Source organism: Haemophilus sp. oral taxon 851 str. F0397 (genome assembly GCF_000242295.1).
In the GTDB taxonomy this organism is placed as follows: Bacteria; Pseudomonadota; Gammaproteobacteria; order Enterobacterales; family Pasteurellaceae; genus Haemophilus.
Map to the genome: position 1 here is coordinate 23,336 of NZ_JH591064.1, position 11,390 is coordinate 34,725.

Below are 11,390 nucleotides of genomic sequence, written 5' to 3' on the forward strand. Positions count from 1 at the left end.
GTCGGGAGACGCGCGCCAGCGTAAATAAAAAATAATTGAAAAAACGACTGCACTTTTTGCGTGTAGTCATGTGGTGCAACTTGTTGCACCAAAGTATTCAAATCGGTACAACAACCTGTACCCTACCAACAGGAGAAAACAATGTCAGTAAAAGGCGACATCGGCGTTATCGGCTTAGCCGTAATGGGGCAAAACCTCATTTTAAATATGAACGATCATGGCTTTAAAGTGGTGGCGTATAATCGTACTACATCTAAGGTGGATGAATTTTTACAAGGTGCGGCAAAAGGCACCAATATTATCGGTGCATACTCTTTAGAAGATTTAGCATCTAAATTAGAAAAACCGCGCAAAGTGATGTTAATGGTGCGCGCGGGTGATGTGGTGGATCAATTCATTGATGCATTACTACCGCACTTAGAAGAAGGTGACATCATTATTGATGGTGGTAACTCAAACTATCCTGATACTAACCGTCGTGTAAAAGCATTGGCTGAAAAAGGTATTCGCTTTATCGGTTCTGGCGTGTCAGGCGGTGAAGAGGGTGCACGTCACGGGCCTTCCATTATGCCTGGCGGTAATGCAGAAGCATGGCCATATGTTAAACCAATCTTCCAAGCAATCTCTGCTAAAACCGAACAAGGTGAACCTTGCTGTGACTGGGTTGGCGGTGAAGGTGCTGGCCACTTCGTGAAAATGGTTCACAATGGTATCGAATACGGTGATATGCAATTAATCTGTGAAGCTTACCAATTCTTAAAAGATGGTTTAGGCTTGAGCTATGACGAAATGCAAGCTATCTTCGCAGAATGGAAAAAAACTGAACTTGATAGCTATTTAATTGATATCACCACCGATATTCTTGGTTATAAAGATGCTGATGGTGAGCCGTTAGTTGAAAAAATCTTAGATACTGCTGGTCAAAAAGGGACAGGTAAATGGACGGGTATCAACGCATTAGATTTCGGTATTCCTCTAACCTTAATCACTGAATCCGTCTTTGGTCGTTGCGTATCTTCATTTAAAGATCAACGTGTTGCAGCAAATCAATTATTCAATAAAACTGTTGTTCCAGTTGAAGGTGACAAAAAAGTTTGGATTGAAGCAGTACGTAAAGCATTATTGGCGTCAAAAATCATTTCTTACGCACAAGGCTTTATGCTGATTCGTGAAGCCTCTGAACAATTTGGTTGGGATATTAACTATGGTGCAACGGCGTTATTATGGCGTGAAGGTTGTATCATTCGCAGCCGTTTCTTAGGTAATATCCGCGATGCGTACGAAGCGAACCCAGATTTAATCTTTTTGGGGTCAGATAGTTACTTCAAAGGCATTTTAGAAAATGCATTAAGCGACTGGCGTAAAGTGGTGGCAAAATCTATCGAAGTGGGGATCCCAATGCCTTGTATGGCGTCTGCAATCACCTTCTTAGATGGTTACACTTCAGCACGTTTACCTGCAAACTTATTGCAAGCACAACGTGACTATTTCGGTGCGCACACTTACGAGCGTACAGATAAACCACGCGGTGAGTTTTTCCATACTAACTGGACAGGTCGTGGTGGGAACACCGCTTCTACCACCTATGATGTGTAGTTAAAAATATCAATAAAAATTACCGCACTTTGAGATATTAAAGTGCGGTATTTTTTTATCTCTTTTCTGTTTATATTTGGGAAATAAAAAACGGTGCTATTTCAGCACCGTTCTTTGTTCTCGAATCACATTATTAAAGAATAACCTGAGAAAGACCTAAACCGATTAATAAGCAGAAAAGCATGCTCAATAAACCCGGAAGCATAAAGCTATGGTTTAAAATATATTTACCAATTTTGGTTGTACCCGTAGTATCAAAGTCAATGGATGCAATGATTGGACCGTAATTAGGAATAAAGAAGTAACCATTTACTGCAACAAATACACCGATTAATACTGGTGCTGGGATACCTAATGCGATACCAAGTGGGAATAATGTTGCTACTGTTGCACCTTGGCTGTTTACTAATACTGAAAGTACAAATAGCGCGAAAGCAAATGCCCATGGTGCAGTTTCAACTAAGCCTTTCACCATTTCTTTTACTTCAGTCATGTGCGCTTGCATCAATGTGTCGCCTAACCATGCAATACCGAAGATTGCGATTACTGCACGCATACCTGCGTGGAATACAGAACCTTTAGTGATTTCAGTGCCATCTGGTTTACAAGTTAAGATAATTAACGCACCAATCGCTAACATAATGATTTCGATAGTGTGTGCCATCCCCATTGGTTTACCATCAAATACTGGACGTAAAGATGGAACCGCACCCATGATTACAACAAGTAATGAACCAAATAAGAATAAAGAAACAGAAATTTTAGCTGTTTTGCTAACTTCTACTTCTTTGACTGAAGTGGTAGAAGCAAAAGTATCTGCATATTTAGGATCATTTAAACGACGTTGATATTCCGGATCATCTTTTAATTCTTTACCCATTTTGTTTACAAATAAACAAGCAATAAAAATACCTAAGATGGTTGAAGGAATAGTTACCATTAATACGTCGCCAAGATGAATGCCTTGAGGTTCAAGGTAAGCTACGACCGCTACAACAGCTGCCGCAATAGGACTTGCTACGATAGCAAATTGTGATGCGATTACCGCCATTGACATTGGACGTTCTGGACGGATACCGTTTTGACGGCTCACTTCAGCGATAACTGGTAATACAGAATATGCTACATGGCCAGTACCCGCTAAGAAAGTGAATAACCAAGTTACTGCTGGAGCAATAAACGTAATGTGTTTAGGATTACGACGTAAGATTTTGGTTGCGATTTTGATCATGTAGTCTAAACCGCCAGCTGCTTGCATTGCTGCCGCCGCTGCCACTACAGCCATAATCATAAACATAACATCAATAGGTAAACCTGCTGGTTTTAGACCAAAGCCAAAAGAAAGAATAGCAAGGCCTAAACCACCAAATACACCTAACCCGATACCACCTACACGTGCACCCACAAAGATACACAATAATACGATGGCAAATTGTAGTAAGAACATTGCAGACATACTGCCCCCTAAGTTAATTAAAAAACATCTTTGTTTTATTTGTTAAAACAGCGCTTAATATAGCAACAAATAGGTATCGATTCCATAACATGGATCAATAAATTGTGGTCAAAAGTGCGGTTATTTCTAGTTTAGTTATAGATGTATAATTCAAGGTATTTAACGTTCATAAGAATTTTTTTGAAAGATAACCCAAGTGCGGTTATACTTGAGCCCTATTTTGACGTACTTAATCAGTAGAGAAAACAATGCAAGAATTTATCCCAATGGCAACAGAGTTTGCTCAAAAACATACTCTTTTAGCGGTTTCTTGGTTTGCGATTTTAGTGATGGTAATTTATACCTTCTATAAAGGTGCAACGAGTAAATTTAAAGTGATCACTCACAATGAGGTAATTCGTTTAATAAATGCGGATGAAGCTATTGTGGTGGATTTACGTAGTATTGAAGAATTTCAACGTGGTCATATCATTGATAGCATTAATTTACTTCCAAGCGAAATTAAAAATCAAAACATCGGTAAAATTGAACAACACAAAGAAAAAGCCATTGTGTTGGTAGATATTAACGGTGTTTCCGCACCAGCTTCAGCTACGCTTTTAGCGAAACAAGGTTTTAACCGTGTGTTTGTGTTAAAAGAAGGCATTTCTGCATGGGCTGCGGCAAATTTACCTTTAGTTAAAAAACATAAATAATAAGGAATAGAAAATGTCAGAACAAAAACAAGACGTTGCAGCAACAGAAGAACAACAACCCGTTCTTCAAATTCAACGTATTTATGTGAAAGACGTGTCTTTTGAAGCACCAAATCTTCCACATATTTTCCAACAAGAATGGAAACCAAAACTTGGTTTTGATTTAAGCACCGAAACAACCCAAGTCGGTGATGACTTATATGAAGTAGTATTAAACATTTCTGTTGAAACTACACTTGAAGATAGTGGCGATGTCGCATTTATTTGCGAAGTTAAACAAGCTGGTGTGTTCACTATTAGTGGTTTAGAAGATGTTCAAATGGCGCATTGTTTAACTTCTCAATGCCCGAATATGCTTTTCCCTTATGCGCGTGAATTAGTGTCTAACCTAGTCAATCGTGGTACGTTCCCTGCATTGAATTTATCTCCAGTAAACTTTGATGCATTGTTTGTTGAATATATGAATCGTCAACAAGCAGAAAATGCAGAAGAAAAATCTGAAGAAGGTCAAACTAAACACTAATTAAGTGGTAAAACAAAAGGCAAGCTAGGAATCCTAACTTGCCTTTTTTGTTGTTAAAGTGCGGTCAATTAATAGCTTGAATTGATTAACACTTCTTCACCGTAGCCACCTAAAGTCGGCATTGGTTGATAAGTTGAGTTTGCTGCACGCATTAAACGAATACCACGAATACCCGCTTCTTTAGCCGCTAATACATCATCATCGCTGTCGCCATAGTGAATGGTAACTTTGTGCGCAATAATGCCTGGGGTTTTGTTGTATTTAGTTGTGCGTTCACGTCCTCCCATAAATTCAACAGGGTGCATATTTTTAATATCAAACGCTTTTTGTAATACAGGTGTTACGCCATCCACGTTCCCTGCAGTACGACCTGTAATAAAATAAATTTGGTCTCCGCGTTCTTGGTGCATTTTGATCAAATCAGCAGCGATTTGTTTTGGAATGGAATATTTATCACAACCTGCGTTAACTTCATTCCAGAAATCTTGGTTTTTCAAATAGTCTTGTTTACCTGGAGAATATTTTTGTTGACCATAATAGAAACAAGAGCTGGTGAAAAGTACGGTATCATCAATATCAAAGCTGACATTAATTGGGCCTTTACCTTCTAATTCTTTTTTAATTTGATCTACTGAAATCCAGTGAATTGGTTGCTCTTGCAACATTTCACGCGCATTTGTACCTGATTGGGTATAAGGCTCAGTTTTTCCTGCCATAGCTGGAATTGCTGCTGCGGTTAATAAAGCTACGACAGATAGCTTAATCATATTTTTCATAAAAACTCCTAGTTGGATGGTCATTGAATGCCATGTATCATACACATTTTATGTTTTATATCAATTTAAAGCAAACGTTTGCTATCTTGAAGTATGATCAGGCTCACATTTTTTGATTATTTTTGGCGAATAAATCGTCAAAAGACTATTTTCCCTTGAATTTTGTTAATTTACCGCCATATAACGAACAACTTTTCACTTTATAAAGGACAGAATAATGACAACGATTGTAAGCGTACGTCGCAATGGGCAAGTCGTCGTAGGTGGTGATGGACAAGTTTCTTTGGGTAATACCGTCATGAAAGGCAATGCACGAAAAGTGCGCCGTTTATATAATGGCAAAGTGATTGCTGGTTTTGCTGGTGGTACTGCAGATGCATTTACGCTTTTTGAATTATTTGAACGTAAACTTGAAATGCACCAAGGGCACTTGCTAAAAAGTGCGGTGGAATTAGCAAAAGATTGGCGTACAGATCGTGCACTCCGTAAGTTAGAAGCGATGTTAATTGTAGCGGATGAAAAAGAAAGTTTAATCATCACGGGTATTGGCGACGTGGTTCAACCAGAAGAAGATCAAATTTTAGCAATCGGATCGGGTGGTAACTATGCGTTGTCTGCAGCACGTGCATTGGTGGAAAATACCGAACTTTCTGCTCGTGAAATTGTTGAAAAATCTTTGAAAATTGCTGGTGATATTTGCGTGTTCACAAATACCAATTTCACTATTGAAGAATTACCGAATTAAGGAAAAAGCTATGTCTGAAATGACTCCTCGCGAAATAGTTTCTGAATTAGATCAGCATATTATTGGTCAAGCCGATGCAAAACGTGCTGTGGCGATTGCGCTGCGTAATCGCTGGCGCCGTATGCAGCTTCAAGAACCCTTGCGTCATGAAGTGACCCCAAAAAATATTTTAATGATTGGCCCAACTGGTGTGGGTAAAACTGAAATTGCGCGTCGTTTAGCAAAATTAGCTAACGCGCCATTTATCAAAGTGGAAGCAACGAAATTTACCGAAGTGGGTTATGTGGGGAAAGAGGTGGATTCCATTATTCGTGATTTAACAGATAGTGCGATGAAGCTTGTTCGCCAGCAGGAAATTGCGAAGAACAGAGCAAGAGCTGAAGATGCAGCTGAAGAGCGTATCTTGGATGCTTTACTTCCCCCAGCTAAAAATCAATGGGGCGAAGTTGAAAGCCATGATAATCACAGCAGTACTCGCCAAGCGTTCCGTAAAAAATTACGTGAAGGTCAATTAGATGATAAAGAAATCGAAATTGATGTGTCTGCAGGCGTGTCTATGGGCGTTGAAATTATGGCTCCTCCAGGCATGGAAGAAATGACAAATCAACTGCAATCATTGTTCCAAAATTTAGGTTCAGATAAAACGAAAAAACGCAAAATGAAAATTAAAGATGCGTTGAAAGCGTTGATTGATGATGAAGCAGCGAAATTAATTAACCCTGAAGAACTTAAACAAAAAGCGATTGATGCGGTAGAACAAAATGGTATTGTTTTCATCGATGAAATCGACAAAATTTGTAAGAAAGGTGAATACAGTGGTGCAGATGTATCGCGTGAAGGCGTGCAACGTGATTTACTTCCGTTAGTGGAAGGTTCGACCGTTAGCACCAAACACGGAATGGTTAAAACCGATCACATCTTATTTATTGCGTCTGGTGCATTCCAAGTTGCTCGTCCTTCAGATTTAATTCCAGAGTTGCAGGGTCGTTTGCCGATTCGTGTTGAACTAACCGCATTAAGTGCGGCTGATTTTGAGCGTATTTTAACGGAGCCTCATGCCTCTTTAACCGAGCAATACAAAGCTTTGATGGCAACAGAAGGGGTTAATATTGAATTTACAACCGATGCGGTTAAGAAAATTGCTGAGGCTGCATTCCGTGTGAATGAAAAAACGGAAAATATCGGTGCACGTCGTTTGCATACGGTAATGGAACGTTTAATGGATAAAATTTCTTTCAGCGCAAGTGATATGAATGGTCAAACAGTCGATATTGATGCAGCTTATGTAGCGGATGCACTTGGCGAAGTGGTCGAAAATGAAGATTTAAGTCGTTTTATTCTTTAAATATTTTCTTTTCTGATACAAGAAGTGCGGTGAATTTTCACCGCACTTTTTTGTTTTTTAAATTGAGAAATTAATTGGTTTTTAATTTGCTCCAATATTTTTCATAAATATCGATAGCTTCACCAACATCACCTTGCATAATCCCTTTTTCTACTTCTTCAGCCGGTGGGAATAATTTTGGATCGTTGGCTAACTCAGGACTTAATAAGTTTTTTACGCCTTCATTTGGCATAGAAAAGCCCATGCGTTCTACTACAACTTTAGCATTTTCTGGACGAAGTAAGAAGTCAATGAACTTATGTGCGCCTTCAACATTTTTTGCTGTAGTTGGAATCGCATAGTTATCCATCCAGAAAATTGCTCCTTCTTTTGGATACACAAATTGGAGAGATGGATTTTCTTTATGTGCTAAATAAGCAGAACCATTCCAAATCATACCAATTGCAGCTTCACCTTGTACGTAAGGGACTTCTGGCGAGTCAGAGTTAAAGGTCGCCACATTTGGTAAAAGTTTTTCTAAACGCTCATAAGCTGTTCTGATGTCTTCTTCATTGGTAGTATTTGGAGATTTACCATCAAGTAATAATGCTACGTGGAACACTTCACGCGCATCACTGGTCATAAGAACTTTACCTTTAAATTCAGGTTTCCATAAATCTGCCCAGCTGGTGATAGTTTTAGGATCAATCTCATCCGCATTAACTTCAATACCAGTAAGTCCGTAAACGTAAGGTAATGAATATTTATTTTCGGGGTCGAATTCTTTGTTTAATAAATGTTTAGGGATTTGATGAATATTGGTCAATTTACTTTGATCAATCGGTTGAAGCATCTTTTCCTTAATCATCTTATTTACGTAGTAACTTGATGGAAACACCAAATCATAGCCAGAGCCAGTATTCTGAGTAAGTTTGAGTTTCGCGTACATTTCTTCGTTGCTTTCAAAGGTAGAATAAATCACCTCGATGCCGGTTTCTTTAGAGAACTGCGCGACTAAATCAGAAGGTACATAGTCTGTCCAGTTATAGACGTAAAGTTTGTTATTGGCAAAAGCGGAAGCCGCGAAAAGTGCGGTGGTGGAAAGGAAAAGATTTTTGAGTGAGTGAGCAAAGAATTTTTTCAATTTATTGACCTCCGAGGGTTATCGTTCATTATAAAACGCACAAATTTTGCGCGCGCGCAGTATAGCATTTTTTTTGTAAAAGGTTTGACATATTTCCCTTTCGGGGTAAGATTTTGCCAGTTTTTTCCTAAGAGATTTTTTATGCTTAATTTTGCCTATCAAGAACACGTTCGCTCTTATTATTTCGACTCTCGTAACCAAGATTTTCAATTCCCGCCGTTAACTCAAATTGAACATGCTGATGTGTGTGTGATCGGGGCTGGATTTTTTGGTTTATCTGCGGCATTAGAACTCGCGGAGAAAGGAAAAAAAGTCATTGTATTAGAGGGCGCTCGAGTGGGCTTTGGCGCTTCTGGTCGTAGTGGTGGGCAGGCAATTAATGGCTTTGAAGAAGGCATTGATGAATACGTTAAACAAGTTGGTGAAGATAAAGCGCATAAACTTTGGAATATGTCATTAGAAGCCATTGATATTATTGATGAGCGTATTGAAAAATATGGCATTCAATGTGATTGGAAAAAAGGCTATGCCACATTGGCATTAAATGAACGCCGAATGGATGACTTAATTAAAATTGAAAAAGAAAGTCATGAGAATTTTGGCTATCAGAATATGCAACTTTGGGATAAGGCTAAATTAAAACAGCACTTAGGCAGTGATATTTATGTGGGCGGCTTATTTGATAGTAATTCAGGGCATTTGCATCCACTTAATTATTGCTTAGGTTTAGCGAAAGCTTGTGTCGATCTTGGCGTTCAGATTTTTGAACAATCTCCCGTAGTGGATATGGTTGAGAAAAATGGTTGCATTGAGGTTAAAACAGCTAAAAGTGCGGTTATTTCTCTAGACGTTATTTTAGCCACCAATGCTTATATTGATGCGCTCCCAAAATCTATTCATCACGGAATTAATCGTAAAATATTACCTGTGGAAAGTTTTATTATTGCCACAGAGCCGTTAAGCCAAGCGGTTGCTGATTCTGTTATTAATAATGGTATGTCGGTGTGTGATAACAACTTATTATTGGACTATTATCGTTTAAGTGCTGACAATCGCTTGCTCTTTGGTAGTGATTCTAGCTCAGAAAAAAATATGGTCGCGATTATGCGGAAAAATATGTTGCGCGTATTCCCACAACTTGAAAATGTAAAAATCGATTATGGCTGGGCTGGCCCGATTGATATGACCTTAAACTCAACGCCACATTTTGGTCGTATTTCTCCGCACATTTATTTTGCTCATGGTTATTCTGGTCATGGTGTGGCTTTGACGGGTCTTGCGGGGCGAATTGTAGCGGAGGCGATTTTGGGAGACGATGAACGTTTATCTATTTTTGAAGGCCTGAAAGTCCCTTCTGTTTATGGTGGTAGAATTATCAAAGATCTTGCGACAAAGATTGGTGTGCAGTATTACAAATTTCTAGATAAATATCGTTAAGATATCAAAATGACCTAGTTTAAAAGCTAGGTCATTTTTTATAAGTGGGCTTATTTATCACCACACGCTTTAATTGCTTCTGTTCAATAACCAAAGAATGAATGTTTGCTAAAAAATAAGTTTGTTCTGCTTCAGGAATGGAAAACGGCATCAACTTGAGCAAATCTTGATGGATGGCTAAAACTTGTGGAAAAATGACCGCACTTTGAATTTCTTCGAGCATTTCTGGATAAAGTGGTGAAACGCAACCCCCTCGTTCTATTCGACCTAAGCTGCAAGCAATGTGTAGCAGCATAAAATCCACTTGAGGCGTATTCACATCAGCTTGCCAGTAATGAGCTAATTGATCTCGTAAACGAAATACCACATCAATAATAGATTGATTTATTTGCCTGCGAATTTTCCAACGTTCTAGTTGCTTAAATAACCGCATTTGTTTTTATTAGTTCAAAATTTGTTCACTAATTTACCGCACTTTACCAAAATAAAACAGTGCACAGATCACAGTTTTGTAGCAAAATGGTAAAAAATTTGTAAGGGTGTAAAAATGTTAGATTATGAGATGTTCAATCCATATGAAGGATTGATTTTTGATATGGATGGCACTTTAATCGATACCATGCCCGTGCATGCGCAGGCTTGGAGGATGGTGGGAGAGCGATTTGGCTATGAATTTGATTGCCAAATTATGTATAACTTCGGCGGGGCGACGGTTCGAACCATTGCGGGAGAAATGATGAAAGCGGCGAATATGCCACTTGATCGAATTGAGGATGTGTTGGCTGCAAAACGCGAGTTGTCTTATCAACTTATTCCGACTCAATCAAAGTTATTGCCAACCTTTGAAATTATTAAATCTTTTCATCAGAAAAAGCCGATTGCTCTGGGGTCTGGCTCACACCGTAAAATTATTGATATGTTGATGGATAAACTGGCTATTGCACCTTACTTTAATGCCATTGTCAGTGCAGACGATGTAAAAGAACATAAACCACATCCAGAAACTTTTTTACGTTGTGCGGAATTAATTCAAGCAAATCCAAGTCGTTGTATCGTATTTGAAGATGCGGATTTAGGTGTGCAAGCGGGATTAAATGCGGGAATGGACGTGTTTGATGTTCGCACACGAGAAATTATCTCGCCAAGATAATGGATATTTTTTCATTTTTTAGCGCTGATTTTTGGCAAACTCATGCGTTATGCCTTATGTTTGTCAGTGCATTCTTGAGTGCAACGGTATTACCAGGTAATTCAGAAGTGGTGTTTGTTGCTCTTGCTGTACCTAAATTAGTGTTGGGATCTTTATTTAGTACAGATATATTGGCACTCGTTCTTTTCGCCACACTTGGCAATGGATTGGGGAGTTTAACTACTTACGGGATTGGGCGATGGATGCCAAAATTTGATCCAAAAAATCACCGCACTTTATGGGTCACAAATCAGATAAAGCGTTATGGGGCGATTACTTTACTTTTAAGCTGGGTACCTGTCGTTGGTGATTTATTTTGTGCTATAGCTGGTTGGTTAAGATTAAATTTTGTGGCAAGTAGCATCTTTATCTTTCTTGGAAAACTGGTTCGTTATGTTGCGTTATTGTTTTTTAGTGCACCATTCTTATTATAAAATGCGCAAGAAAAAGCCCCACAATGAATGCGGGGCAAATAACCTAAGGAACCAATTTTATTAAAACAACT

General features: G+C 38.7%; 12 protein-coding genes. 8 read left to right on the forward strand and 4 right to left on the reverse strand.

Going from position 1 to position 11,390, the window contains the following annotated elements:
- Nucleotides 1-141: 141 nt before the first annotated feature.
- Nucleotides 142-1,596 carry a decarboxylating NADP(+)-dependent phosphogluconate dehydrogenase gene (gene gnd, locus HMPREF9096_RS08495; RefSeq protein WP_009499574.1) on the forward strand — a complete coding sequence of 485 codons (1,455 nt, stop codon included), beginning with the start codon at nt 142-144 and terminating at the stop codon, nt 1,594-1,596.
- A gap of 133 nt (nt 1,597-1,729) precedes the next feature.
- Here gnd and HMPREF9096_RS08490 read toward each other — a convergent pair whose 3' ends face one another.
- Nucleotides 1,730-3,052, reverse strand: coding sequence for an anaerobic C4-dicarboxylate transporter (locus HMPREF9096_RS08490; protein WP_009499575.1), 1,323 nt, complete (start codon nt 3,050-3,052; stop codon nt 1,730-1,732).
- 248 nt (nt 3,053-3,300) lie between these two features.
- Here HMPREF9096_RS08490 and HMPREF9096_RS08485 point away from each other — a divergent pair, with 248 nt between their 5' ends.
- Both HMPREF9096_RS08485 and secB read left to right on the forward strand, forming a co-directional pair.
- Complete coding sequence (locus HMPREF9096_RS08485; protein ID WP_009499576.1) at nt 3,301-3,747, forward strand: rhodanese-like domain-containing protein; 447 nt, start codon at nt 3,301-3,303, stop codon at nt 3,745-3,747.
- A 13-nt stretch (nt 3,748-3,760) separates the two neighbouring features.
- Complete coding sequence (gene secB, locus HMPREF9096_RS08480) at nt 3,761-4,270, forward strand: protein-export chaperone SecB (protein WP_005629412.1); 510 nt, start codon at nt 3,761-3,763, stop codon at nt 4,268-4,270.
- 68 nt (nt 4,271-4,338) lie between these two features.
- On the opposite strand, the gene aphA is transcribed toward secB, so the two are convergent.
- Nucleotides 4,339-5,046: an acid phosphatase AphA gene (aphA, locus tag HMPREF9096_RS08475; protein ID WP_032803201.1), complete on the reverse strand. Its 708-nt coding sequence runs from the start codon at nt 5,044-5,046 to the stop codon at nt 4,339-4,341.
- A gap of 217 nt (nt 5,047-5,263) precedes the next feature.
- On the opposite strand from aphA, the gene hslV reads away from it, so the two are divergent.
- Together hslV and hslU are read left to right on the forward strand one after the other, a co-directional pair.
- Nucleotides 5,264-5,791 carry an ATP-dependent protease subunit HslV gene (gene hslV, locus HMPREF9096_RS08470; RefSeq protein ID WP_005629407.1) on the forward strand — a complete coding sequence of 176 codons (528 nt, stop codon included), beginning with the start codon at nt 5,264-5,266 and terminating at the stop codon, nt 5,789-5,791.
- Between the two features lie 10 nt (nt 5,792-5,801).
- Complete coding sequence (hslU, locus tag HMPREF9096_RS08465; RefSeq protein WP_032803202.1) at nt 5,802-7,136, forward strand: HslU--HslV peptidase ATPase subunit; 1,335 nt, start codon at nt 5,802-5,804, stop codon at nt 7,134-7,136.
- Nucleotides 7,137-7,206: 70 nt separating this feature from the next.
- Here hslU and HMPREF9096_RS08460 read toward each other — a convergent pair whose 3' ends face one another.
- Nucleotides 7,207-8,259 carry an extracellular solute-binding protein gene (locus HMPREF9096_RS08460; RefSeq protein WP_009499579.1) on the reverse strand — a complete coding sequence of 351 codons (1,053 nt, stop codon included), beginning with the start codon at nt 8,257-8,259 and terminating at the stop codon, nt 7,207-7,209.
- Nucleotides 8,260-8,400: 141 nt separating this feature from the next.
- Here HMPREF9096_RS08460 and HMPREF9096_RS08455 point away from each other — a divergent pair, with 141 nt between their 5' ends.
- Complete coding sequence (locus HMPREF9096_RS08455) at nt 8,401-9,696, forward strand: FAD-binding oxidoreductase (protein ID WP_009499580.1); 1,296 nt, start codon at nt 8,401-8,403, stop codon at nt 9,694-9,696.
- A 31-nt stretch (nt 9,697-9,727) separates the two neighbouring features.
- Here HMPREF9096_RS08455 and HMPREF9096_RS08450 read toward each other — a convergent pair whose 3' ends face one another.
- Entirely contained in the window at nt 9,728-10,129 is a 402-nt protein-coding gene (locus HMPREF9096_RS08450) for a PRD domain-containing protein (protein ID WP_009499581.1), read from the reverse strand.
- 114 nt (nt 10,130-10,243) lie between these two features.
- On the opposite strand from HMPREF9096_RS08450, the gene HMPREF9096_RS08445 reads away from it, so the two are divergent.
- Nucleotides 10,244-10,846 (forward strand): beta-phosphoglucomutase family hydrolase, encoded by a 603-nt coding sequence (locus HMPREF9096_RS08445; RefSeq protein ID WP_009499582.1) that lies wholly within the window; start codon nt 10,244-10,246, stop codon nt 10,844-10,846.
- A complete protein-coding gene (locus tag HMPREF9096_RS08440; protein ID WP_009499583.1) occupies nt 10,846-11,319 on the forward strand; it encodes a YqaA family protein in 474 nt (157 codons plus the stop codon). Before HMPREF9096_RS08445 ends, HMPREF9096_RS08440 begins: the two co-directional genes overlap by 1 nt.
- The last annotated feature ends 71 nt before the right edge of the window (nt 11,320-11,390 follow it).

Excerpts from the sequence above, each read along its gene's own strand:
- gnd (WP_009499574.1), top strand. The coding sequence starts at position 142 with ATGTCAGTAAAAGGCGACATCGGCGTTATCGGCTTAGCCGTAATGGGG.
- HMPREF9096_RS08490 (WP_009499575.1), bottom strand. The coding sequence starts at position 3,052 with ATGTCTGCAATGTTCTTACTACAATTTGCCATCGTATTATTGTGTATC.
- HMPREF9096_RS08485 (WP_009499576.1), top strand. The coding sequence starts at position 3,301 with ATGCAAGAATTTATCCCAATGGCAACAGAGTTTGCTCAAAAACATACT.
- secB (WP_005629412.1), top strand. The coding sequence starts at position 3,761 with ATGTCAGAACAAAAACAAGACGTTGCAGCAACAGAAGAACAACAACCC.
- aphA (WP_032803201.1), bottom strand. The coding sequence starts at position 5,046 with ATGAAAAATATGATTAAGCTATCTGTCGTAGCTTTATTAACCGCAGCA.
- hslV (WP_005629407.1), top strand. The coding sequence starts at position 5,264 with ATGACAACGATTGTAAGCGTACGTCGCAATGGGCAAGTCGTCGTAGGT.
- hslU (WP_032803202.1), top strand. The coding sequence starts at position 5,802 with ATGTCTGAAATGACTCCTCGCGAAATAGTTTCTGAATTAGATCAGCAT.
- HMPREF9096_RS08455 (WP_009499580.1), top strand. The coding sequence starts at position 8,401 with ATGCTTAATTTTGCCTATCAAGAACACGTTCGCTCTTATTATTTCGAC.
- HMPREF9096_RS08450 (WP_009499581.1), bottom strand. The coding sequence starts at position 10,129 with ATGCGGTTATTTAAGCAACTAGAACGTTGGAAAATTCGCAGGCAAATA.
- HMPREF9096_RS08445 (WP_009499582.1), top strand. The coding sequence starts at position 10,244 with ATGTTAGATTATGAGATGTTCAATCCATATGAAGGATTGATTTTTGAT.
- HMPREF9096_RS08440 (WP_009499583.1), top strand. The coding sequence starts at position 10,846 with ATGGATATTTTTTCATTTTTTAGCGCTGATTTTTGGCAAACTCATGCG.